The sequence below is a fragment of the Pseudomonas sp. GW821-FHT02H06 genome, from assembly GCF_059421525.1.
Window position 1 is genome coordinate 176,467 of record NZ_JBWKVD010000002.1, and the last position, 21,637, is coordinate 198,103.

Here is a 21,637-nt window from a genome sequence, read left to right on the forward strand (position 1 = left end):
CCCTGGCGATGCTGCGGTTGATGCGTTGGTGTCAGACACAACGTGACCCTCCTGTTCGCTGTATGCGCATACAGTATTTGAGTGTCGGACGTTTCGCAACAGCGGATCGGACAAAAACCTCCTTTGACCCAAGTCGCTGATTTTTCGGTTGATTGTCCGGGGTTGCGAACCAAAGTCGATGGCGCTGATCTGATCTGCTAGATGACGATTCAGCGTTTGAGCGCATGGCGCTTGAGCCCTACACACCAGGAGGCTTTTATGAAAATTCAATCATTGCTGATGCCGGTCGCGTTCGCCTGTTGTGCAGCGTTGGCGGGTTGCTCTACGTCGACCGTGGTCACCTTGCAAAACGGCACGCAGTACGTGACCAAGGATGCGCCGAAGACCAAGAGCAAAGACGGCTTTTATGAGTTCGAGGACATCTCCGGCAAAACCATCCGCGTGCGCGCTGACGAGGTAGCCACCGTCAAAGAAGAGGACTGAGCCACGCCAGGGCCCGGCTGGCATGGCCGCCGGGCCCGCGCTGTATGTAAACTCGTCCCGATCTGAATGGAACGTCCTCGCATTGCCGTCGCTCTAAGCGAGGCTTTCTGCTCACGATATTTCCTCTCAGGCCCTAATTATGGATACCCCACCCAACACCGGGTTCAGCGCAGCACCCCTGCGTTTCCTTGCCAACGGCGGTGCGGTCGGTGATCTACTTCAGTCCCCATTGATGGACGGCTCGCCCCTCGGCGCGCCCTCCGGCTGGCCGGACAGTCTGAAGGCCCTCATGGGCACGATTCTCCCTGTGCAGGCGCAGATTGTGCTCTTTTGGGGACCTGAATTCGTTGCGCTCTACAACGACGCCTATGCGCCGAGCATCGGCGAGAAACATCCCCGTGCCCTTGGCCGGCCTGCGGTCGAGAACTGGCGCGAGTTGTGGGACGACCTCGAGCCGCTGCTGCGCGGCGTGCGTGAAACCGGGAAAACCTTTGCTGCCAAGGACCGTGCCTTTTATATCGAACGCCACGGCTACGGCGAAACCGTTTACTTTGACGTCTCCTATTCTGCGGTACACCAGAGCGACGGGGCCGTGGGTGGCGTGCTCTGCGTTGTGACCGAAACCACCGAGCGCGTGCATTTCGAACGTCGTCAGGCGCTGCTGCTTGAGGTGGGGCAGGCCTTGCCTTCCATTCGCGACCCCGAGCAGATCGAAGCGGACGTCATCCGGCGTATCGGGCGCGAGCTGGGCGCCACCCGAGTCCACCTCGCGGAGGCTGACGAGCAGGGCGACTTCGTCATTCGCCGTGAATACCGGCAGGGTGACGTGACGACCCGATCAGGGCTGATCGCCGTCAGCGATGACAGCTGTACTGCGTTGCGCCAGGGCTTTACCGTGCAAGCGTCGATTAAGGCTGACGCCGTTCTGGCTGACCCTCACGGCGTTGCTCTTCAGCAAGACCGCACAACGAGTCTGGCCGTGCATGTGCCGTTGATGCGCCATGACGTCCTGGCCGGCGTGTTCACTGTTGAGTTCGACGGGCAACGGGTCTGCAGCCCCCATGACATTCACATCATCGAAGAAACAGCCAAGCTGGGCTGGCAATGGATCAACCACACGCGGGCTGAATCGGCGCTGCACGCCAGTTCCGCGCAACTGGCCGGGATGTTCGAACAGGCAGGCGCCGGGATTGCGCTGTGTGATCACCGAGGCGTGTTTCAGCAGGTCAATGATCGCTACTGCGACATCATGGGGCTGCAGCGCCGGGCCATCGACGGCCGCTCAATCCTCGATTTACAGAACGACCTCGCGCCTGACACGCAGTCCATGTTCCACGAGAACTTCCTGACCGCCGAAGCGCCCTTCGAGCTGACCCAGCACCATGTGCGCGCCAATGGCTCCGTCGTATGGGTGCAGACCCACGTGACGCCGCTGCTCGACGCGCAACAACACCTCAGCGGCTTGCTGTTTGTTTGCGTTGACATCACCGCGCGTGTGGGTGCCGAACATCAACTGATCGAGCTCAACGAAAGCCTCGAACAGCGCGTCGCGACTATGGTGGCCGAGCGCGAGGCGGCCATTTCGCTGCTGCACGAGTCGCGCAAGATCGAGATGGTCGGTCAGCTCGGCGGCGGCATCGCCCATGACTTCAATAACCTGCTGACGCCGATCATGACCTCGCTGGAGTTGCTGCGGCGCCAGCCGGTCAGCAATGACCGTTCCCATCGGCTGATCGACGCCGCACTGCAGGCCGCAGATCGAGCGCGAATTCTGGTCGGCCGCTTGCTGACCTTTGCTCGCAGGCAAACGCTCAAGCCTCAGGTGGTGGCGCTGGATAGCCTGGTCAACGACATGCGTGACCTTATCCAGCGCTCGCTGGGTCCGACCATCGAAGTAATCGTCGAGATTCCTGCAGACCTGCCCAACATACTCATCGACCCCCATCAGCTTGAACTGGGCGTGCTCAATCTCGCGGTCAATGCCCGGGACGCGATCGCCGAACGCGGCTACCTGAAAATCAGCGCGCGTCCCGAGGTGATTGCCGACAGTCCAGGGTTGGGCCCGGCGCCGGCGCAGGGTTGCTACGTCAGGCTGACAGTGTCGGATAACGGCAGCGGCATGACCGAGGAAGTGCTGCAACGCTGCGTCGAGCCGTTCTACTCAACCAAAGGCGTCGGCAAGGGCACCGGTCTTGGATTGTCGATGGTGCAGGGGCTGGCCCTGCAATCGGGCGGTGGTTTTGATGTTCAGTCGGCGCCGGGTCTCGGCACGCGCGTTGACATCTGGCTGCCCGTGTCGAGCGCGGATGTGCTGACACCGGCAGAAGGCGAGGGCGACTCGGCGCCCGCCGCGGATCACCCTTTTCACGTGCTGGTGGTGGATGATGAGGAACTGGTCCGCTACACCGTTGCGCTGCAACTGCGTGACCTGGGCTATCGGGTGACCGAAGTGGCGTCGCCGTCCGCTGCCGAGCAGATGGTCAGCGCCGGGTTGCGGCCGGACGTGCTGATCACCGATCAGTTGATGGCCGAAAAAAGCGGTACCCAGCTCGCCTTGAGTCTGCGCGAAGTCCTGCCTGCGCTGCCGGTGCTGGTCGTCACGGGGTACACCAGCGATTCGTCGACGCAGATTGCCGGTTTCGAGATGCTGGCCAAGCCGTTCAGCCGGGCTGACATTGCGTCGAAAGTGGCGCAGGTGATCAACGACCGGAAAGCACCGGCATTGATCAGCGAGCAGGCCGGTCACGCCTCTTGATGGGGTGAGCCCTTAACGCCGTACCCTTCATGCCAGGTGCTGCAACGGCATGAAGGGTGGCTGCTTCGCCTAGACGGCTCGGCCGATGGCCTGTTCGTAGCACGACAGGAAATACTGCCACTGGGATTCGTCCCAGAATGAGTGCCTTCTAAGCTGCGGAATGTCGTGACGCGCCGCGCCCAGGGTGGTGATCCGGCCGTGGGATTTTTCCAGATCCAGCAGCGCCAGCTCAAAATCAAAACGCGTCTCGGTGACCGTCGCCTTGATGAAGATGTGCTTGGAGCGCATGCAGCCATGCTGCCACTTGCCCAGGTGCATCTTTGCCAGGGTCTCGGCCAGGCGCTTGAAGAGTCGCTGATGTTGCTCGACGCTCAAGGTGCTGGCACCGCCCTGGGCATACCAGGTGTCAAGATCGATGAAACCGCCCAGATCCTTGGTCACCAGAACGCCTTGCCATACACCGGCAACCTTGCGTGCGCCATAAAAAACCGGTCGTGGTGCGTTGACGCCCAGTTCCTCGAGTTTTGTCAGCGCGATGCCCTCACGCAGTGCAGTCGGGCGGCCTGTCGGGTAACGGAAACTGCGAAACAGGTGGCCCGTCTGGCGTTTCACGTAAAGCGTCTTGCCGTCATGCACAACGCGTTGCACACCGCTGGTGCCGTTGCGGCGCACGTTTGGTGGCTCGACCCAAGGCCCCGACGTGCCCCACCAGAACTCAAACTCGTTGTTTGCCCGACCCATCATGCGCTCCGAATACTGTAGAAATCTTGCTTGTGCAGCGACTGCCGTGTTGCAGTGCGAGCCCCTCTGGCCGTCGCGGGCCAGATTAGTTCACTGCCGCTCAAGGATATTGGCGAATGGCCATTTTGAAGGCGCCCAGCTTACTGGCTTGCCGCTCTCATTAACCAGTCAAACCCGCGGCATTTACGCCATCCAGCAGGTCGTATAGGCAGCATTTGTCTGATTACGCCGCCAGGCAGTCCCGTTGAATGACCCTTGGGCCGTGTCCCTGGTGAGCCACGTCATGCCCGTTCGTCCCATTCCTGTGAAACTCGCGGAATTGCTGGAACCTGGCGACATCCACCGTGCATAACTAAATAAGGAAATTTGCCATGATCTCTACACTTGAACTCTGCCATATCGTCGAATCAGGTTTTCTGCCTGCCAAGTGCAAATGCACCATCGATGCCAATGACCAAATAATGGTGCAGATTTTTGACCGCGAGCGGGGCCACGCCGATCTCCTGGCCGGGGGTATTCCGGTCAGCTCGCTCAACTCCAGCCGCGCCATCGCCAACCTCATTGCCACGCTCAAAGAAGACTTGAAGCTCCACTCAGCCAGCCGACGTCCGACCGCCCATCAGGAACGCGCGTAATTCCTCAGTAACGCTCACGACAACCGAGGCACGATTCACCCTTCCTTTCTATCCTCCGATTCAGGGTGCAGGCCGCCAGCGCTGCAACGGTGATCGGAGGAGCAGGGCAACACACGGCCCGCCTCTTTTGACCGCTTTGCACAGTTGACAAATGCTTGAACGGTTCCCATAGTTTCGCTCACGCAAACGTTTGCGATTTCGTCGATGCATCCCCCGACGCGTAAACGCTGCCGATAACAACAATCATAATGTCGGAGTGATTCCATGAAGCTGCCATTCGCTGCACGCCTTCTTGCTGTTGCCATGCTCACCGCTTCCGCTGCAACCCTGCCTCTCTCATCCGCCTTTGCCGACGACGCTAAAAAGCCGACCGTCGCGCTGGTGATGAAATCCCTCGCCAACGAATTCTTCCTGACCATGGAAGACGGCGCCAAGGTCTATCAAAAAGAACATTCCGCTGACTTTGACCTGATTTCCAACGGCATCAAGAACGAGTCCGACACGGCCGCGCAGATCGACATCGTCAACCAGATGATCGTCAAGAAAGTCGACGCGCTGGTCATCGCCCCGGCGGATTCCAAAGCCCTGGCGTCGGTCCTGAAGAAGGCCATGGACGCGGGCATCAAAGTCGTCAACATCGACAACCAGCTTGACGCCGACGTGCTGAAAAGCAAGGGCATGGAAGTGCCGTTCGTAGGCCCGAACAACCGCAAAGGCGCCAAGCTGGTGGGTGACTACCTGGCCAAGCAACTGACGGCAGGTGATGAAGTCGGGATCATCGAAGGCGTTCCGACCACCACCAACGCGCAGCAACGCACCGCGGGTTTCAAGGACGCGATGGACGTTGCGCAGATGAAGATCGTTTCCACGCAGTCGGGTAACTGGGAAATCGACAAGGGCAACGCCGTTGCGTCCGCCATGCTCAACGAATACCCGAACCTGAAAGCGCTGCTGGCCGGCAACGACAGCATGGCGCTGGGCGCGGTCTCGGCAGTACGTGCGGCAGGCAAGGCGGGCAAGGTTCAGGTGGTCGGCTACGACAACATCAATGCCATCAAGCCGATGCTGAAAGACGGCCGCATTCTGGCCACCGCTGACCAGTTCGCGGCGCGTCAGGCCGTGTTCGGTATCGACACCGCTTTGAAGATGGTCAAGGGCGAGAAGCTCGAGATCACCAACGGCGTGATCGAAACCCCGGTCGAGCTGGTAACCAAGCCGCAATAAGCCGGCCTGGTTTCTCAGTCAACATATTCCAAACCCGCAGTTTTCCAAATATGTACCGCCTGCCCGTGAGGGCAGGTGCGTGGAGATCGTTATGTCAGCGTCTGCTCAGGCCGCTGTTCTATCTGTCAGTGGTATTGGCAAAACCTACGCCCAACCTGTACTCGGTGACATCGACCTGACGCTGATGCGCGGGGAAGTGCTGGCCTTGACCGGGGAAAACGGCGCCGGCAAAAGCACGCTGTCGAAAATCATCGGCGGGCTGGTCACACCGACCACCGGCCAGATGCAGTTTCAGGGGCAACCCTACCAGCCGGCCAGTCGCACCCAGGCCGAAAAGCTCGGCGTGCGTATGGTCATGCAAGAACTCAATCTGCTGCCAACGCTGTCGGTGGCGGAAAACCTGTTTCTCGATAACTTGCCCAGCCGCGCCGGTTTCATCAATCGCCGCAAGCTGCGCGAGGATGCGATCAAGGCCATGGCCCAGGTCGGCCTTGAGGCCATTGACCCGGACACGCTGGTCAGCGAACTGGGCATTGGCCATCAACAGATGGTCGAAATCGCCCGCAACCTGATCGGCGACTGCCATGTGCTGATCCTCGACGAGCCGACGGCCATGCTCACGGCGCGCGAGGTGGAAATGCTCTTCGAGCAGATCACGCGTCTTCAGGACCGTGGCGTTTCCATTATCTACATCTCTCACCGCCTGGAAGAACTCGCCCGCGTTGCCCAGCGCATCGCCGTGCTGCGCGATGGCAAGCTGGTCTGCGTCGACTTCATGGCCAATTACAACAGCGAGCAACTGGTCACGTTGATGGTGGGCCGTGAACTGGGCGAGAAGATCGATCTGGGCGAGCGCAAGATCGGCGCGGTGGCGCTGTCGGTCAAAGGCTTGAGCCGCACCGACAAGGTCCGCGACGTTTCCTTCGATGTCCGGGCCGGTGAAATTTTCGGGATCTCCGGGCTGATCGGCGCCGGACGTACCGAGTTGCTGCGGCTGATCTACGGCGCGGACGTGGCCGACAGCGGCAGCATCGAAGTCGGCAGCCCGCTGCGCAGCGTGCAGATCAAGTCGCCGGTGGACGCCGTGGGTCATGGCATTGCCTTGATCACCGAAGACCGCAAGGGCGAGGGGTTGCTGCTGTCGCAATCGATCAGCGCCAACATTGCACTGGGCAACATGGAAGCCATTTCCAGTGCCGGCGTGGTCAACGGCAACTCGGAGATCGCTCTGGCTCAGCGTCAGGTGGGCGCCATGCGCATTCGCAGTTCCAGCCCGACGCAACTGGTGTCGGAGCTGTCGGGCGGCAACCAGCAGAAGGTCGTGATCGGCCGCTGGCTGGAGCGCGATTGCCAGGTGATGTTGTTCGACGAGCCCACCCGCGGCATCGACGTCGGCGCCAAGTTCGACATCTACGCGCTGCTGGGTGAACTGACCCGTCAGGGCAGGGCGCTGGTGGTGGTGTCCAGTGATCTGCGCGAGCTGATGCTGATCTGCGACCGCATCGGCGTACTGTCTGCCGGGCGCCTGATCGACACCTTCGAGCGTGATACCTGGACCCAGGACGAACTGCTTGCCGCTGCCTTCGCGGGCTATCAAAAACGTGACGCGCTGCTGTCTGAAGCCGCGCCCAGGATCGACTGATGAAAACTTCTACTTCTCCTGCCGCGCTGCCGTCTCCGGGCAAGCGCAGCGGCAACTACTTCGGCCTGGGCACTTACCTGGGGCTGGCGGGCGCATTGCTGGCGATGATCGTGTTGTTCTCGTTGCTCAGCGATCATTTCCTGTCGTACGAAACCTTCAGCACTCTGGCCAACCAGATTCCCGACCTGATGGTGCTGGCAGTCGGCATGACTTTCATCCTGATCATCGGTGGCATCGACCTGTCGGTGGGGTCGGTGCTGGCGCTGGCTGCGTCGGCGGTCAGTGTGGCCATGCTCGGCTGGGGCTGGGGCGTGTTTCCGTCGGCGTTGCTGGGCATCGCCTGCGCAACGGCGGCCGGTACCCTGACCGGCTCGATCACCGTGGCGTGGCGTATTCCCTCGTTCATCGTGTCCCTCGGCGTGCTGGAAATGGCCCGCGGCGTGGCGTATCAGCTGACCGACTCGCGCACCGCATACATCGGTGACTCCTTTGCGTGGCTGTCCAACCCCTTTGCCTTTGGCATCTCGCCGTCGTTCGTCATCGCGCTGATCGTCATCTTCGCCGCCCAGGCCGTGCTGACGCGCACCGTGTTTGGCCGCTACCTGATCGGCATCGGCACCAACGAGGAAGCCGTGCGTCTGGCGGGCATCAATCCCAAGCCTTACAAAATCCTGGTGTTCTCGCTGATGGGCCTGTTGGCGGGCGTTGCCGCGCTGTTCCAGATTTCGCGCCTGGAAGCCGCTGACCCTAACGCCGGTTCCGGACTCGAACTGCAAGTGATTGCGGCGGTGGTCATCGGCGGCACCAGCCTGATGGGCGGGCGCGGTTCGGTGATCAGCACCTTCTTCGGCGTGCTGATCATTTCGGTCCTGGCGGCAGGGTTGGCGCAGATCGGCGCGACCGAGCCAACCAAACGCATCATCACCGGTGCTGTAATCGTCGTTGCAGTGGTCCTCGACACCTACCGCAGCAATCGCGCGCGGCGGCGCGGCTGACATGGCAACCATCAAGGACGTAGCGGCGATTGCCGGGATTTCCTACACCACGGTGTCCCATGTCCTTAACCGCACCCGACCGGTCAGCGAAGAAGTACGAAAGAAGGTCGAAGCCGCCATCGTGCAGCTGGACTATGTGCCCAGCGCCGTTGCGCGGTCGCTCAAGGCTAAGGCCACGGCGACCATCGGCCTGTTGATTCCCAACGGCATCAACCCGTACTTCGCCGAACTGGCACGGGGCATCGAGGATTACTGCGAGCGCAACGGTTTCTGCGTGATCCTCTGCAACTCCGATGACAACCCCGACAAGCAGCGCAGCTACCTGCGCGTGCTGCTGGAAAAACGCGTCGACGGCCTGATCGTGTCGTCGGTGGGCGGCGGAGACAGCCTCGTCGAGGGCTTGTCCGCGGTTCGCACGCCGCTGGTCATCGTCGACCGCGATCTGGATGGCGTCACGGCTGACCTGGTGCGCATCGACCATGAGCTGGGCGCGTATCTGGCGACGTCGCATTTGCTGTCCCTGGGCCACCGGAAAATCGCCTGTATCTGCGGCCCGGCGCAGACCAGCGTGGCGAAGATGCGTCTGGCGGGATACCACCGGGCGATGCAGGAAGCGTCGGTCGACGTGCCGGAAAGCTGGGTGGTAGAAAGCGATTTCACCGGCCCCAGTGGCTATCTTGCTGCGGTGAAACTGCTGGAGCAGGATCCGCCGACGGCGATTTTTGCGGCCAACGACATGGTCGGCATCGGCGTGTTGCGCGCTGCTGCCGAGCGGAACGTGCGGGTCCCGGCGGACCTATCGGTCATCGGCTTCGACGACATCCAGATGAGCCAATACGTTTACCCGGCCCTGACCACCGTCGGCCAATCCATTCTGCAACTGGGCGAGCGCGCTGCCGAGATGCTGCTGCGGCGGATCTCCTCGCGGGGCGAAACCGCTGTCGAACACCTGGTCGTTGCGCCGAGTATCGTGCTGCGCGAATCCACAGCGCCTCCACCCCAGGTATTTACCGAATTTCGTTAAGCCGAGCGCTCCGCCCGGTCTAGAAAGCGTTCTGAAGAGTAGACGTCATGCAAGCAAAAGTAGTGATAGTGGGCAGCCTGAACATGGACCTGGTGACGCGCGCGCCGCGTTTGCCCCGGGCCGGAGAAACATTGGCCGGGCAGTCGTTCGTCACCGTGCCGGGCGGCAAGGGCGCCAATCAGGCAGTAGCGGCGGCACGACTGGGCGCCAGTGTCGCCATGGTCGGTTGCGTCGGCGATGATGCCTACGGCGAACAGCTTCGCACCGCGCTGCTGGCCGAAGGCATCGATTGCCAGGCAGTGACCCCGGTCTCCTGCGAGTCCACCGGCGTTGCGCTGATCGTCGTCGATGACAGCAGCCAGAACGCTATCGTGATCGTGGCCGGCGGCAACGGCCACGTCACCGCGTCCGTGGTGGACAGCTTCGATGCGCTGCTGTCCGGGGCCGAAGTCATCATCTGCCAGCTTGAAGTGCCGCTCGACACCGTCGGCCACGTGCTCAAGCGCGGCCACGAACTGGGCAAGACCGTCATCCTCAACCCGGCGCCGGCCAGTGGCCCGCTGCCGGCCGAGTGGTTCGCCTGGATCGATTACCTGATCCCGAATGAAAGCGAGGCCACCGCGCTGACCGGTTTGCCCGTCGACAGCACCGCCAGCGCAGACGCCGCTGCATCAGCACTGCTTAAAGCCGGCGTCAGCAAGGTGATCGTGACGCTGGGCGAGCAGGGCGCCTTGTTCGCCAGCGCGTCACGCTCCGAGCACTTCCCGGCACCCAAAGTGCAGCCCGTTGACACCACGGCGGCAGGCGATACCTTTGTCGGCGGCTTCGCGGCGGCGCTGGCCGATGGCAAATCCGAGTCGGACGCCATTCGCTTCGGTCAGGTCGCAGCGGCGCTGTCCGTGACCCGTTCCGGCGCCCAACCTTCCATTCCGACATTTGCCGAGGTTCAAGCCTCTGCGGCACAAGGGCACTCATCATGAAAAAAAACCCACTGCTCAACATTGCCTTGTCCCGCGCCATCGCGTCTCTCGGCCACGGCGACATCCTGATGATCGTCGATGCGGGCATGCCCGTACCGGCTGGCGTCGAGCTGATCGATCTGGCCCTGACCCATGGTGTGCCCGATTTTCTCAGCGTGCTGAATGTGGTGCTGACTGAAATGCAGGTCGAGAGTCACGTCCTCGCCGAAGAGATGCTGTCGAAACAACCGCCAGCGTTGGCCACCGTTTCGAGCTTGCAGGCCTCGGGCAGCCTCGGTGAGCAACGCCTGGTGAGTCATGAGGCATTGAAACAGCTCAGCCGCGGCGCTCGGGCTATCATCCGCACCGGCGAATGCCAGCCCTACACCAACATCGCGCTCGTGGCGGGCGTGGTTTTTTAACGCCGGTTTTTTATTTTCAGCCGTCAGGAACAAGGAGTTCCCATGAATACAACCCGTCATTTTTTCACCGGACTGATCAGGAGTGCCGCGCTGTTGGCCATTTTATCCGCCACGTCGGTGCATGCCGCCGAGAAGCGCGACGTGATCATCGACACCGACCCGGGCGCCGATGACGTCGTCGCACTGCTCCTGGCGCTGGCGTCGCCGCAAGAACTCAACGTCATGGCGATCACCACCGTGGCGGGCAACGTGCGCATCGACAAGACGTCGCGTAATGCCCGGCTGGCTCGGGAATGGGCCGGCCGTGAAGAAGTGCCGGTGTACGCCGGTGCCGGCAAGCCACTGGTGCGCACGCCGATCTACGCCGAGAACATCCACGGCAAGGAAGGACTGCCGGGCGTGGAAGTGCATGAGCCGAAGAAGCCGTTGGCTGAAGGCAATGCCGTGCAGTACCTGGTCGACACCCTGAAGAAAGCTGCGCCCCACAGCATCACCATCGCCATGCTCGGGCCGCAGACCAATCTGGCGCTTGCGCTGATTCAGGCGCCGGAGATCACCCAGGGCATCAAGGAAGTCGTGGTGATGGGCGGCGCCCACTTCAACGGTGGCAACATCACTCCAGTGGCCGAGTTTAATATCTACGCCGACCCCGATGCGGCGAAGGTTGTCCTGGACAGCGGCGTGAAGCTGACCTACGTGCCGCTGGATGTCACCCACAAGATCCTCACCAGCGAAGCGCGCATCGAGCAGATCGACGGTCTGAACAATCAGGCTGGCAAGCTGGTCAGCGGTATCCTCAACGAGTACGTCAAGGCTGATATGGTCCATTACGGCCTGCCCGGCGGGCCGGTACATGATGCAAGCGTGATTGCCTGGCTGATCAAGCCGGAGCTGTTCAGCGGCAGACAGGTCAATCTGGTGATCGATAACCGTGAGGGTGTGACCCACGGCCAGACCGTTGCGGACTGGTATGACACCCTCGCTCAGAACAAAAATGTGTTCTGGGTCGAAAACGGCGATGCCCAAGGCTTTTTTGACCTGTTGACTCAGCGCCTTGGTCTTTTGAAGTAAATCTGCAGTGCTGCGCCGCGTGGCATCCCGCTGCGGGGCGCAGAGCAATCATGGTGCAAAACTGTGTCTATCGACCTCAATAATCCCGATTCCCTTACCCACGACGCTGTCCGGCAAATGATCGCGGCGGCGCGGGATGGCGTGCACAACCAGCTGCGCGTCGGTCGCGACGGCCGTGCGTGGATCTCCAGTGACGCGGTGGGCGGCGTCGACATCGGCGGACTGCTGTTTCGTCTGGAGACCTGGGCGGCCGGTTCCGGTTGCGTGGGCCCGGTGGCTGCCAGCGATGCCGTATGGGTGACGCAGATCTACAATGCCCTGCGGGACAACTGGGCCAATCCCACCACGGATTACGTCGACGTCTATTGACTCGCGCCCGCCTGTTTAGCCCGTCCTGCGGGCGTGCCTTAAACGTTTTGTCACGATTTGAACACGCCGGGCAGGCGATGCCTCGGGCAGACTCCTGCGCTGTACTCGGCATGCCTTGGCTTGCGCGTGGCGAAACGAAGCCGCTGGACCGCTGTCGCAGAGGTTCTGATTCAGTTAAACGTTAGGAGGTTGTATGCCCTGGAAATACGCATCATCGGGTCTGGTGCTCGCCGCAGCGCTGCTGGCCGGTTGCAGCAGCACGTCGGAGTCTTCGAGCCAGCCTGAGGAGAGCGTCGCCAGTTCCCCGGCCAGTTCCGCTGGTGGTTATGCCCGTTGTGACGCGGCAGCGGTGCAGTTCGCTGTCGGCAAGCCGGCGTCAGCGGCATTGCTGGACCAGGTGAAGGCCAAGGCCGGCGCGCAGACCGCCAGAGTGCTCGGGCCCAACGACATCGTGACACTGGAATACCGCTCGGACCGTCTGAACCTGAACACCGATGATTCAGGGAAAGTGAACCGCGTCAATTGCGGTTAACGTCAGCGCATTACGGAATTGCAGGCATAAAAAAACCCCGTCAGTGACGGGGTTTTTTCAGATCGCTGGGATTACTCCGCGCGAACCTGAGCAGCTTGCATGCCCTTTTGGCCTTTCTCAGCCACGAAGGAAACAGTCTGGCCTTCTTTCAAGCTTTTGAAACCGTCGGATTCAATGGCTTTGAAATGTACAAAAAGGTCGTCGCCGCCACCCTGTGGGGTGATGAAGCCGAAGCCTTTTTCATCGTTGAACCATTTTACGGTGCCGGATTGGCGATTAGACATGGTGTATCTCCAGGAACATAATTTTCAGTAGTGCTGTGTTGCTCAGGCCAACTGGGCACACGAGCGCTATCATAGTCGAATTGTGTGAATGCTGGACTTTTTCGATTAGAACTTTGCGTCAGCATCTTCGATATAACGCCCCAAATGGGCCCCGTAGGCCTGTTTAGCCCGGTCGGCGCGTTCAGCGGCGAACCCTTCTTCAACCCCTGAAACCCGCTGAATTCGCGGGCTTCAGGGTGTCGGTCGTTAGGTACTTCTTTACGCCCCGGTCTGGGGCATCAAGGAAATGTAAATTTTTTATTTTTTGCCGTTCAGGCAATTTTTGCTCACCGCTGCCTGCAGACGAGAGGTCATATCGGTACTGGGAGGCGTCGTTTTGTCATTGAGCGACGCGATCTCCTTGTCCGAGAAGTTCTGGTTGATTTGTTGAGCGCCGCACTCGCAATGCGCCTTCACTGCACTGGCGTCCATCGATGGATTGCTCTGGGTGGCTGCGGTGGTGCATTCGTTCATGTAGCTGGTCTTGGTTTTCGCATCCATCGCGGCATGAGCGCTGAGGGGCAGTGTCAGGGCAAGCGGGGCGAGAAGGGCGGCAACGCGTAGAAGCTTCATGGTGGATTCCTTTTTGTCGGTGGCCGTCGAGGTGTCAGGCCTTGAACAGGTACTACCGATAATCTGAGGCCCCTGAAGCGCACCAGTTCCGTGGCGCCGCTACGTCTCGGTTCATTTGCCGATCCCCGTGCAGCGCCCACCACCGTTTAGCTGACCCTGCGGTAACGCTGTGATAGCATGCGCGCCTGCAGATTAGCTCGCATCTCGCGGGGCCCCGTTGCCCTGCTGCAAGTTCTGTCGATTTCGTAAGTTCCAGTCACTCTGGTTCGGTCTTCAGGTTGGCCTTCGGGCTCCTGCCACTGTGAGGCAGGCATACCACCGAATCGCGTACTGGCTCTATCCCACCCACGTGACCTTTGGTAGGGGTCACCACTAGGAGAGGAGGCGCCATGCCAACTATTACTCTTCCCGACGGCAGTCAACGTTCTTTCGATCACCCGGTATCCGTTGCCGAGGTCGCAGCATCCATTGGTGCGGGCCTGGCCAAAGCCACCGTGGCCGGCAAGGTCAACGGTCAACTGGTTGACGCCAGCGACATCATCGATACCGATGCGAGCCTGCAAATCATCACCCCCAAGGATCAGGAAGGTCTGGAGATCATTCGTCACTCCTGCGCGCACCTGGTCGGCCATGCCGTCAAGCAGCTCTATCCAACTGCAAAGATGGTGATCGGCCCGGTCATTGATGATGGCTTCTATTACGACATCGCTTATGAGCGTCCTTTCACACCGGACGACATGGCGGCGATCGAGCAGCGCATGCAGCAGCTGATCGAAAAGGATTACGACGTCATCAAGAAGGTCACGCCGCGCGCGGAAGTGATCGAAGTGTTCACGGCCCGTGGCGAAGACTACAAGCTGCGTCTGGTCGAAGACATGCCGAACGAGCAGGCCATGGGCCTGTACTACCACGAAGAATACGTCGACATGTGCCGCGGTCCGCACGTGCCGAATACCCGCTTTCTGAAGTCATTCAAATTGACCAAGCTGTCCGGCGCCTACTGGCGCGGCGATGCCAAGAACGAGCAGTTGCAGCGCGTTTACGGCACGGCGTGGGCGGACAAGAAGCAGCTGGCGGCTTACATCCAGCGCATCGAAGAAGCCGAAAAACGCGATCACCGCAAGATCGGCAAGCGCCTGGGCCTGTTCCATACCCAGGAAGAAGCGCCGGGCATGGTGTTCTGGCACCCGAACGGCTGGACGCTCTACCAGGTTCTTGAGCAATACATGCGCAAGACCCAGCGCGAAAACGGCTACCTCGAGATCAAGACGCCTCAGGTTGTCGACCGCTCCCTGTGGGAGAAGTCCGGGCACTGGGCGAACTACGCCGAGAACATGTTCACCACCGAGTCGGAAAACCGCGACTACGCCATCAAGCCGATGAATTGCCCGTGCCACGTGCAGGTGTTCAATCAGGGCCTGAAAAGCTACCGCGAGTTGCCGCTGCGTCTGGCCGAATTCGGCGCCTGCCACCGCAACGAACCTTCGGGTGCGCTGCACGGCATCATGCGCGTGCGGGCGTTCACCCAGGATGACGCGCATATCTTCTGCACCGAAGAACAGATGCAGGCTGAATCCGCCGCATTCATCAAGCTGACCATGGCCGTCTACGCCGATTTCGGTTTCAAAGACATCGAAATGAAGCTGTCGACCCGTCCTGAGAAGCGTGTCGGTTCCGATGAATTGTGGGATCGCGCCGAGTCTGCACTGGCTGCAGCCCTTGACAGCGCGGGTCTGCCGTACGATCTGCAACCGGGCGAGGGCGCGTTCTACGGTCCGAAGATCGAATTTTCTCTCAAGGATTGCTTGGGTCGCGTCTGGCAATGCGGTACTCTGCAGCTCGATTTCAACCTGCCGATCCGTCTGGGCGCCGAATTCGTGTCGGAAGACAACGGTCGCAAGCACCCGGTCATGTTGCACCGCGCAATCCTTGGCTCCTTCGAGCGCTTCATCGGAATCCTGATTGAGCATTACGAAGGCGCCTTCCCTGCGTGGCTTGCTCCAACTCAAGCAGTGATCATGAATATCACTGATAAACAGGCTGATTTTGCCCTTGAGGTGGAAAAAACATTGGCGCAAAGCGGATTCCGTGCCAAGTCCGACTTGAGAAATGAAAAGATCGGCTTTAAAATCCGCGAGCATACGTTGCTCAAAATTCCGTATCTCCTGGTGATTGGGGATCGGGAGGTTGAAACACAAACTGTCGCTGTGCGTACACGTGAAGGCGCAGACCTTGGCTCGATGCCGGTCGCCCAGTTCTCGGAGTTCCTTGCACAAGCGGTTTCCCGGCGTGGTCGCCAAGATTCGGAGTAATTATTATTAAGCGTGAAATGAGACAAGATAAACGAGCTGCACCGAAAGCCCCGATCAACGAGAATATCTCGGCACGTGAGGTTCGTTTAATTGGGGCTGAGGGTGAGCAGCTTGGGATTGTGTCAATTGAAGACGCGCTTCTTAAGGCTGAAGAGGCCAAACTGGATCTGGTGGAAATTTCCGCCGATGCAGTACCCCCTGTTTGCAAACTGATGGACTACGGCAAATCGATCTTCGAGAAGAAGAAACAGGTTGCTGCCGCCAAGAAAAATCAGAAGCAGATCCAGGTTAAAGAAATCAAGTTTCGTCCAGGGACGGAGGAAGGGGATTACCAGGTAAAACTACGCAACCTGGTACGTTTCCTGAGTGACGGGGACAGGGCCAAGATTTCCTTGAGATTTCGCGGTCGTGAGATGGCCCACCAGGAGCTGGGGATGGAGCTGTTGAAGCGGGTTGAAGCTGACCTGCTCGAATACGGTTCGGTCGAACAGCATCCTAAGATGGAAGGACGCCAGCTGATCATGGTCATCGCCCCGAAAAAGAAGAAATAACCACCAGGGCACGGCAGGCCTTGCGGTTATGTTTATCAACTGAATGCGGAGTATCCGAACATGCCAAAGATGAAGACTAAAAGTGGTGCAGCTAAACGGTTTTTGAAAACCGCGAATGGCATCAAGCACAAGCACGCTTTCAAGAGCCACATCCTGACCAAAATGTCGACAAAGCGTAAGCGTCAATTGCGTGGAAGCAGCTTGCTGCATCCGTCCGACGTGGCAAAAGTCAAGCGCATGCTGCGCCTTTGCTAATTTTGATCAAGAACAGAGGAATTAACTCATGGCTCGTGTAAAGCGTGGCGTCATTGCCCGTAAGCGTCACAAAAAAATTCTGAAACTTGCTAAAGGCTACTACGGCGCGCGTTCACGCGTATTCCGTGTTGCCAAGCAAGCGGTAATCAAGGCTGGCCAATACGCCTACCGTGACCGTCGTCAGAAAAAACGTCAGTTCCGCGCTCTGTGGATCGCTCGTATCAACGCTGGTGCGCGTATCAACGGTCTGTCCTACAGCCGTTTCATCGCTGGCCTGAAAAAAGCGTCGATCGAGATCGACCGCAAGGTTCTGGCTGATCTGGCAGTGAACGAAAAAGCGGCGTTTGCTGCGATTGTCGAGAAAGCTAAAGCCACTTTGGCCTAAGTCCCCGGCAATCACCGGACCCCGCTCGGGGTTCGGTGTTAAACGTCATAAATAGGGGAAGAGCCTTGTAAGCTCTTCCCCTATTTTGTATCTGGAGTCTGTACATGGAAAACCTGGACGCGCTGGTCTCTCAAGCACTTGAGGCTGTGCAAAGCGCCGAAGATATCAATGCCCTGGAGCAAATCCGGGTTCTGTACCTTGGCAAGAAGGGCGAATTGACTCAGGTGATGAAGACCCTGGGGAATCTGCCTGCTGATGAGCGTCCGAAGGTCGGCGCGCTGATCAACGAAGCCAAGGAGCGTGTCACAGAGGTTCTCAATGCGCGCAAGGCGTCGTTCGAGGAGGCCGATCTTGCGGCCAAGCTCGCGGCCGAATCCATTGACGTGACCCTGCCTGGCCGTGGCCAGACCACTGGCGGTCTGCACCCGGTCACCCGCACTCTGGAACGAATCGAGCAGTTCTTCACCCACATCGGCTACGGCATCGCCGAAGGCCCTGAGGTCGAAGACGATTACCACAACTTCGAAGCGCTCAACATCCCAGGCCATCACCCGGCCCGGTCGATGCATGACACTTTCTATTTCAATGCGAACATGCTGCTGCGCACCCATACCTCACCGGTCCAGGTCCGCACCATGGAATCGCAGAAGCCTCCGATCCGCATCGTCTGCCCGGGCCGTGTGTATCGCAGTGACTCCGATATCACCCATTCCCCGATGTTCCACCAGGTCGAAGGCCTGCTGGTCGACCGCGATATCAACTTCGCCGACCTGAAAGGCACCATCGAGGAATTCCTGCGCGTGTTCTTTGAAAAAGAGCTGGCAGTGCGTTTCCGTCCTTCGTATTTCCCGTTCACCGAACCTTCGGCCGAAGTCGACATGGAATGCGTGATGTGCAGCGGCAAAGGCTGCCGCGTGTGCAAGCAGACCGGCTGGCTTGAAGTCATGGGCTGCGGCATGGTCCACCCGAACGTGCTGCGCATGTCTGGGATCGATCCGGAAGAATTCCAGGGCTTCGCCTTCGGTATGGGCGTAGAGCGTCTGGCGATGCTGCGTTATGGCGTCAACGACTTGCGCCTGTTCTTCGACAACGACTTGCGGTTCCTCGCGCAATTTCGCTAGGTCGCCCGTAACGAATTCTTTAGGAGAGCAGGATGAAATTCAGTGAACAATGGCTGCGTGGCTGGGTAAGCCCGCAAGTGTCCCGCGACGAGCTGGTTGCTCGTCTGTCGATGGCCGGCCTTGAAGTAGACAGCGTCACCCCGGCAGCGGGCGTTTTCAGCGGTGTTGTGGTGGGCGAGGTGTTGAGCACCGAGCAACACCCGGACGCTGACAAGCTGCGCGTTTGCCAGGTCAGCAATGGCGCCGAAACCTTTCAGGTTGTGTGTGGCGCGCCAAACGTACGTCCCGGCCTGAAGATTCCATTCGCGATGATCGGCGCCGAATTGCCGGGCGATTTCAAGATCAAGAAAGCCAAGCTGCGGGGCGTCGAGTCCGACGGCATGCTGTGCTCCCAAGCCGAGCTGCAGGTGGGTGAGGGCAATGACGGCCTGATGGAGCTGCCGGCCGACGCGCCGGTGGGTCAGGATGTGCGCGTTTATCTCGAACTGGACGACGCGAGCATCGAGGTCGACCTGACGCCCAACCGCGGTGACTGCCTGTCGGTCGCGGGTCTGGCCCGTGAAGTGGGTGCGCTCTATGACGCAGTCGTCACGCGTCCACAGGTGGCAGTGGTTCCGGTCGTGCACGATGAAGTGCGTCCTGTAGACGTGATCGCGTCTGCGGCATGCCCACGTTATCTGGGTCGCGTCATCCGCAATGTCGACCTGTCGCGTCCTACGCCGTTGTGGATGGTTGAGCGCCTGCGTCGCTCGGACGTCCGCAGCATCGACGCCGCAGTCGACATCACCAACTACGTGATGCTTGAGCTGGGTCAGCCGCTGCACGCGTTCGACCTTGCCGAGATCAACGGCGGCATTCGTGTGCGCATGGCGGAAGAGGGCGAAAAGCTCGTGCTTCTGGATGGACAGGAAGTCAGCCTGCGCGCTGATACTCTGGTCATCGCCGATCACCAGCGTGCCCTGGCCATCGCCGGTGTCATGGGTGGCGAGCACAGCGGCGTGTCCGCGACCACTCGCGATATTTTCCTTGAGAGCGCTTTTTTCGATCAAATTGCCGTTGCCGGCAAGGCACGGTCCTATGGCCTGCACACCGACGCGTCCCATCGCTATGAGCGCGGCGTTGACTGGCAGCTCGCTCGTGAAGCCATGGAGCGTGCCACTGGCCTGCTTCTGGAGATCACGGGCGGTGAAGCTGGTCCGGTCATCGAAACCGTCAGCGATCAGCACCTGCCTTCGGTTGAGCCGATCATTCTGCGTGCCGAGCGTATCGAGCAGATGCTGGGCATGAAGATGGACGCAGCGGAAATCGAGCGTCTGCTCACAGCGCTCGGTCTCACCGTCGCGCCTCACGCCATCGAGCAGTGGCGCGTCGAAGTGCCGAGCCACCGCTTCGATATCACCCTCGAAGTCGATCTGATTGAAGAGCTGGCCCGCCTCCATGGTTACAACCGTCTGCCGGTTCGTTACCCGCAGGCGCGCCTGGCACCGCAACCGCGTGCCGAGGCTCGGAGTGATCTGCCAGCGTTGCGTCGTCTGCTGGTGGCTCGCGGTTATCAGGAAGCAATCACTTACAGCTTCATCGATCAGAAATGGTTCGAGCTGTTCAGCCCGGGTGCTGAGCCGCTGCTGCTGGCCAATCCGATCTCGGCTGACATGTCGGCAATGCGCTCGTCCCTGTGGCCGGGTCTGGTGAAGTCGCTGCAGCACAACCTCAATCGCCAGCAGGACCGCGTGCGCCTGTTCGAGAGCGGGCTGCGTTTTGTCGGTCAACTGGAAGGCTTGAAGCAAGAGCCGATGCTGGCCGGCGTGATCTGTGGCAGCCGTCTGCCGGAAGGCTGGGCGCAAGGCCGCGATGTCGTCGACTTCTTCGACGTCAAGGCTGACGTTGAAGCTGTGCTGGGCTTTGCCGGTGCGCAAGATGATTTCCGTTTCGTACCCGGAAGCCACCCCGCGTTGCACCCGGGTCAGACCGCACGTATCGAGCGTGACGGGCGAGAAGTGGGCTACATCGGCGCACTGCACCCGGAACTGTCGAAGACCCTGGGCCTTGATCGTCCCGTGTTCGTCTTCGAGCTGGTTCTGGCTGAAGTGGCGACCGGTCGCCTGCCGAAATTCCATGAGCTTTCACGCTTCCCGGAAGTGCGTCGCGACCTGGCGCTGCTGGCTGATCGTGATGTTTCCGCGACCGCCGTGCTGGACGTTATTCGTGAGAATGCAGGGGAATGGCTCACAGACCTCAGGCTGTTTGATGTTTACCAGGGTAAAGGCATTGATCCGCTTAGAAAAAGCCTTGCAGTCGGCTTGACCTGGCAACATCCATCGCGCACTCTTACCGACGATGAGGTAAACGCTTCGACGCAGCAAATTCTCACCTCGCTAGAGGCAAGGTTAAACGCCACGTTAAGGATGTAGCGTATGGGGGCTCTGACGAAAGCTGAGATGGCCGAACGTCTGTACGAAGAGCTAGGCCTGAACAAACGAGAAGCCAAGGAACTGGTCGAGCTGTTCTTTGAGGAAATCAGGCACGCTCTGGAAGATAACGAGCAGGTCAAATTGTCTGGATTCGGCAATTTTGATCTGCGCGATAAACGCCAGCGACCGGGCCGAAATCCCAAGACAGGGGAAGAAATCCCGATTACCGCTCGCCGTGTGGTCACCTTTCGCCCAGGGCAGAAACTGAAGGCCCGAGTTGAGGCTTATGCTGGAACCAAGTCATAACGACGAGCTACCGCCTATCCCCGGCAAACGCTACTTCACCATTGGTGAAGTCAGCGAGCTCTGCGCGGTCAAACCGCACGTTCTGCGTTATTGGGAGCAGGAGTTTCCTCAACTCAACCCGGTCAAGCGCCGCGGAAACCGCCGGTATTATCAGCGACAGGACGTGCTGATGATCCGCCAGATCCGCGCGCTGCTTTACGATCAGGGCTTCACCATTGGCGGCGCGCGTTTGCGCATGTCCAGCGATGAGGTCAAGGATGATTCGCTGCAGTACAAGCAGCTGATCAAACAGATGATTGTCGAGCTGGAAGACGTGCTGGTCGTGCTGCGTAAATGACTTGACGTGGTAAGCCGAAATACTTCCATCATTCAAAAGCTTAGGGTATATTCCTCGACGCTTTCGCAAGAACCCGTAATACAGAAGTAGCAGTGAGTAACGCCTAGTCGGGGCGTAGCGCAGTCCGGTAGCGCACTAGCATGGGGTGCTAGGGGTCGAGTGTTCGAATCACTCCGTCCCGACCATATTTTGTAAAGGGAATCAGCCACTT

Annotated in this window: 23 protein-coding genes and 1 tRNA gene; 21 read left to right on the forward strand and 3 right to left on the reverse strand. The window is 59.7% G+C overall.

All coding sequences use genetic code 11. The features are described 5' to 3' along the window. Positions 1-258 precede the first annotated feature (258 nt). Both AC07VF_RS03870 and AC07VF_RS03875 read left to right on the forward strand, forming a co-directional pair. On the forward strand, positions 259-483 hold the full coding sequence (locus AC07VF_RS03870; protein ID WP_037010898.1) for a YgdI/YgdR family lipoprotein: 225 nt from the start codon (positions 259-261) through the stop codon (positions 481-483). 139 nt (positions 484-622) lie between these two features. Further along, positions 623-3,238: a PAS domain-containing hybrid sensor histidine kinase/response regulator family protein gene (locus AC07VF_RS03875; RefSeq protein ID WP_495008124.1), complete on the forward strand. Its 2,616-nt coding sequence runs from the start codon at positions 623-625 to the stop codon at positions 3,236-3,238. Between the two features lie 69 nt (positions 3,239-3,307). On the opposite strand, the gene AC07VF_RS03880 is transcribed toward AC07VF_RS03875, so the two are convergent. Then, on the reverse strand, positions 3,308-3,979 hold the full coding sequence (locus tag AC07VF_RS03880) for a lipopolysaccharide kinase InaA family protein (protein ID WP_192171993.1): 672 nt from the start codon (positions 3,977-3,979) through the stop codon (positions 3,308-3,310). 371 nt (positions 3,980-4,350) lie between these two features. Between AC07VF_RS03880 and AC07VF_RS03885 the strand changes: the two genes are divergently transcribed. The 10 genes from AC07VF_RS03885 to AC07VF_RS03930 all read left to right on the forward strand — a co-directional run bounded on the left by AC07VF_RS03885 (position 4,351) and on the right by AC07VF_RS03930 (position 12,852). Next, positions 4,351-4,614: a DUF1652 domain-containing protein gene (locus AC07VF_RS03885; RefSeq protein WP_282371560.1), complete on the forward strand. Its 264-nt coding sequence runs from the start codon at positions 4,351-4,353 to the stop codon at positions 4,612-4,614. Between the two features lie 264 nt (positions 4,615-4,878). Next, positions 4,879-5,838, forward strand: a complete 960-nt coding sequence (locus AC07VF_RS03890; protein ID WP_495008125.1) for a sugar ABC transporter substrate-binding protein — start codon at positions 4,879-4,881, stop codon at positions 5,836-5,838. 91 nt (positions 5,839-5,929) lie between these two features. Continuing rightward, a complete protein-coding gene (locus AC07VF_RS03895; RefSeq protein WP_495008126.1) occupies positions 5,930-7,480 on the forward strand; it encodes a sugar ABC transporter ATP-binding protein in 1,551 nt (516 codons plus the stop codon). Then, positions 7,480-8,475, forward strand: coding sequence for an ABC transporter permease (locus AC07VF_RS03900; RefSeq protein ID WP_122538241.1), 996 nt, complete (start codon positions 7,480-7,482; stop codon positions 8,473-8,475). The genes AC07VF_RS03895 and AC07VF_RS03900 overlap by 1 nt, the downstream gene beginning before the upstream one ends. 1 nt (position 8,476) lies before the next feature. Beyond that, positions 8,477-9,499, forward strand: coding sequence for a LacI family DNA-binding transcriptional regulator (locus AC07VF_RS03905; RefSeq protein WP_192171989.1), 1,023 nt, complete (start codon positions 8,477-8,479; stop codon positions 9,497-9,499). A gap of 47 nt (positions 9,500-9,546) precedes the next feature. Continuing rightward, the gene (gene rbsK / locus AC07VF_RS03910) at positions 9,547-10,479 is read left to right on the forward strand and encodes a ribokinase (RefSeq protein ID WP_495008127.1); all 933 of its coding nucleotides are present in this window, start codon (positions 9,547-9,549) and stop codon (positions 10,477-10,479) included. Further along, complete coding sequence (gene rbsD / locus AC07VF_RS03915; RefSeq protein WP_192171987.1) at positions 10,476-10,880, forward strand: D-ribose pyranase; 405 nt, start codon at positions 10,476-10,478, stop codon at positions 10,878-10,880. Before rbsK ends, rbsD begins: the two co-directional genes overlap by 4 nt. Positions 10,881-10,922: 42 nt before the next feature. Then, positions 10,923-11,951, forward strand: a complete 1,029-nt coding sequence (locus tag AC07VF_RS03920; RefSeq protein WP_495008128.1) for a nucleoside hydrolase — start codon at positions 10,923-10,925, stop codon at positions 11,949-11,951. Between the two features lie 63 nt (positions 11,952-12,014). Continuing rightward, entirely contained in the window at positions 12,015-12,320 is a 306-nt protein-coding gene (locus tag AC07VF_RS03925; protein WP_495008129.1) for a hypothetical protein, read from the forward strand. Positions 12,321-12,513: 193 nt separating this feature from the next. Further along, positions 12,514-12,852: an I78 family peptidase inhibitor gene (locus AC07VF_RS03930; protein WP_495008130.1), complete on the forward strand. Its 339-nt coding sequence runs from the start codon at positions 12,514-12,516 to the stop codon at positions 12,850-12,852. Positions 12,853-12,923: 71 nt separating this feature from the next. Here the strand turns inward: AC07VF_RS03930 and AC07VF_RS03935 are convergent, their stop codons facing one another. Both AC07VF_RS03935 and AC07VF_RS03940 read right to left on the reverse strand, forming a co-directional pair. Then, positions 12,924-13,136 carry a cold-shock protein gene (locus AC07VF_RS03935; RefSeq protein ID WP_065991529.1) on the reverse strand — a complete coding sequence of 71 codons (213 nt, stop codon included), beginning with the start codon at positions 13,134-13,136 and terminating at the stop codon, positions 12,924-12,926. Between the two features lie 297 nt (positions 13,137-13,433). Continuing rightward, the gene (locus tag AC07VF_RS03940) at positions 13,434-13,748 is read right to left on the reverse strand and encodes a hypothetical protein (protein WP_133771120.1); all 315 of its coding nucleotides are present in this window, start codon (positions 13,746-13,748) and stop codon (positions 13,434-13,436) included. Positions 13,749-14,137: 389 nt separating this feature from the next. Between AC07VF_RS03940 and thrS the strand changes: the two genes are divergently transcribed. The 9 genes from thrS to AC07VF_RS03985 all read left to right on the forward strand — a co-directional run bounded on the left by thrS (position 14,138) and on the right by AC07VF_RS03985 (position 21,611). Continuing rightward, positions 14,138-16,060, forward strand: coding sequence for a threonine--tRNA ligase (gene thrS / locus AC07VF_RS03945; RefSeq protein WP_133771115.1), 1,923 nt, complete (start codon positions 14,138-14,140; stop codon positions 16,058-16,060). Beyond that, positions 16,060-16,611, forward strand: coding sequence for a translation initiation factor IF-3 (gene infC / locus AC07VF_RS03950; RefSeq protein ID WP_172613086.1), 552 nt, complete (start codon positions 16,060-16,062; stop codon positions 16,609-16,611). The genes thrS and infC overlap by 1 nt, the downstream gene beginning before the upstream one ends. A gap of 60 nt (positions 16,612-16,671) precedes the next feature. After that, positions 16,672-16,866 carry a 50S ribosomal protein L35 gene (rpmI, locus tag AC07VF_RS03955; RefSeq protein ID WP_003442181.1) on the forward strand — a complete coding sequence of 65 codons (195 nt, stop codon included), beginning with the start codon at positions 16,672-16,674 and terminating at the stop codon, positions 16,864-16,866. A gap of 28 nt (positions 16,867-16,894) precedes the next feature. Beyond that, positions 16,895-17,251, forward strand: a complete 357-nt coding sequence (gene rplT / locus AC07VF_RS03960) for a 50S ribosomal protein L20 (RefSeq protein ID WP_007905879.1) — start codon at positions 16,895-16,897, stop codon at positions 17,249-17,251. 104 nt (positions 17,252-17,355) lie between these two features. Next, complete coding sequence (gene pheS / locus AC07VF_RS03965; RefSeq protein WP_065991532.1) at positions 17,356-18,372, forward strand: phenylalanine--tRNA ligase subunit alpha; 1,017 nt, start codon at positions 17,356-17,358, stop codon at positions 18,370-18,372. A 32-nt stretch (positions 18,373-18,404) separates the two neighbouring features. After that, positions 18,405-20,783 carry a phenylalanine--tRNA ligase subunit beta gene (gene pheT, locus AC07VF_RS03970; RefSeq protein WP_495008131.1) on the forward strand — a complete coding sequence of 793 codons (2,379 nt, stop codon included), beginning with the start codon at positions 18,405-18,407 and terminating at the stop codon, positions 20,781-20,783. Positions 20,784-20,786: 3 nt separating this feature from the next. After that, positions 20,787-21,089 (forward strand): integration host factor subunit alpha, encoded by a 303-nt coding sequence (ihfA, locus tag AC07VF_RS03975; protein WP_002553164.1) that lies wholly within the window; start codon positions 20,787-20,789, stop codon positions 21,087-21,089. Next, complete coding sequence (locus AC07VF_RS03980) at positions 21,070-21,426, forward strand: MerR family transcriptional regulator (protein ID WP_074887387.1); 357 nt, start codon at positions 21,070-21,072, stop codon at positions 21,424-21,426. The genes ihfA and AC07VF_RS03980 overlap by 20 nt, the downstream gene beginning before the upstream one ends. A gap of 108 nt (positions 21,427-21,534) precedes the next feature. Continuing rightward, a tRNA-Pro gene (locus AC07VF_RS03985) sits at positions 21,535-21,611 on the forward strand. Positions 21,612-21,637 lie beyond the last annotated feature (26 nt).

What these genes read in the sequence shown, in the direction of transcription:
- AC07VF_RS03870 (WP_037010898.1), top strand. Translation starts at nt 259, where the DNA reads ATGAAAATTCAATCATTGCTGATGCCGGTCGCGTTCGCCTGTTGTGCA.
- AC07VF_RS03875 (WP_495008124.1), top strand. Translation starts at nt 623, where the DNA reads ATGGATACCCCACCCAACACCGGGTTCAGCGCAGCACCCCTGCGTTTC.
- AC07VF_RS03880 (WP_192171993.1), bottom strand. Translation starts at nt 3,979, where the DNA reads ATGGGTCGGGCAAACAACGAGTTTGAGTTCTGGTGGGGCACGTCGGGG.
- AC07VF_RS03885 (WP_282371560.1), top strand. Translation starts at nt 4,351, where the DNA reads ATGATCTCTACACTTGAACTCTGCCATATCGTCGAATCAGGTTTTCTG.
- AC07VF_RS03890 (WP_495008125.1), top strand. Translation starts at nt 4,879, where the DNA reads ATGAAGCTGCCATTCGCTGCACGCCTTCTTGCTGTTGCCATGCTCACC.
- AC07VF_RS03895 (WP_495008126.1), top strand. Translation starts at nt 5,930, where the DNA reads ATGTCAGCGTCTGCTCAGGCCGCTGTTCTATCTGTCAGTGGTATTGGC.
- AC07VF_RS03900 (WP_122538241.1), top strand. Translation starts at nt 7,480, where the DNA reads ATGAAAACTTCTACTTCTCCTGCCGCGCTGCCGTCTCCGGGCAAGCGC.
- AC07VF_RS03905 (WP_192171989.1), top strand. Translation starts at nt 8,477, where the DNA reads ATGGCAACCATCAAGGACGTAGCGGCGATTGCCGGGATTTCCTACACC.
- rbsK (WP_495008127.1), top strand. Translation starts at nt 9,547, where the DNA reads ATGCAAGCAAAAGTAGTGATAGTGGGCAGCCTGAACATGGACCTGGTG.
- rbsD (WP_192171987.1), top strand. Translation starts at nt 10,476, where the DNA reads ATGAAAAAAAACCCACTGCTCAACATTGCCTTGTCCCGCGCCATCGCG.
- AC07VF_RS03920 (WP_495008128.1), top strand. Translation starts at nt 10,923, where the DNA reads ATGAATACAACCCGTCATTTTTTCACCGGACTGATCAGGAGTGCCGCG.
- AC07VF_RS03930 (WP_495008130.1), top strand. Translation starts at nt 12,514, where the DNA reads ATGCCCTGGAAATACGCATCATCGGGTCTGGTGCTCGCCGCAGCGCTG.
- AC07VF_RS03935 (WP_065991529.1), bottom strand. Translation starts at nt 13,136, where the DNA reads ATGTCTAATCGCCAATCCGGCACCGTAAAATGGTTCAACGATGAAAAA.
- AC07VF_RS03940 (WP_133771120.1), bottom strand. Translation starts at nt 13,748, where the DNA reads ATGAAGCTTCTACGCGTTGCCGCCCTTCTCGCCCCGCTTGCCCTGACA.
- thrS (WP_133771115.1), top strand. Translation starts at nt 14,138, where the DNA reads ATGCCAACTATTACTCTTCCCGACGGCAGTCAACGTTCTTTCGATCAC.
- rpmI (WP_003442181.1), top strand. Translation starts at nt 16,672, where the DNA reads ATGCCAAAGATGAAGACTAAAAGTGGTGCAGCTAAACGGTTTTTGAAA.
- rplT (WP_007905879.1), top strand. Translation starts at nt 16,895, where the DNA reads ATGGCTCGTGTAAAGCGTGGCGTCATTGCCCGTAAGCGTCACAAAAAA.
- pheS (WP_065991532.1), top strand. Translation starts at nt 17,356, where the DNA reads ATGGAAAACCTGGACGCGCTGGTCTCTCAAGCACTTGAGGCTGTGCAA.
- pheT (WP_495008131.1), top strand. Translation starts at nt 18,405, where the DNA reads ATGAAATTCAGTGAACAATGGCTGCGTGGCTGGGTAAGCCCGCAAGTG.
- ihfA (WP_002553164.1), top strand. Translation starts at nt 20,787, where the DNA reads ATGGGGGCTCTGACGAAAGCTGAGATGGCCGAACGTCTGTACGAAGAG.
- AC07VF_RS03980 (WP_074887387.1), top strand. Translation starts at nt 21,070, where the DNA reads ATGCTGGAACCAAGTCATAACGACGAGCTACCGCCTATCCCCGGCAAA.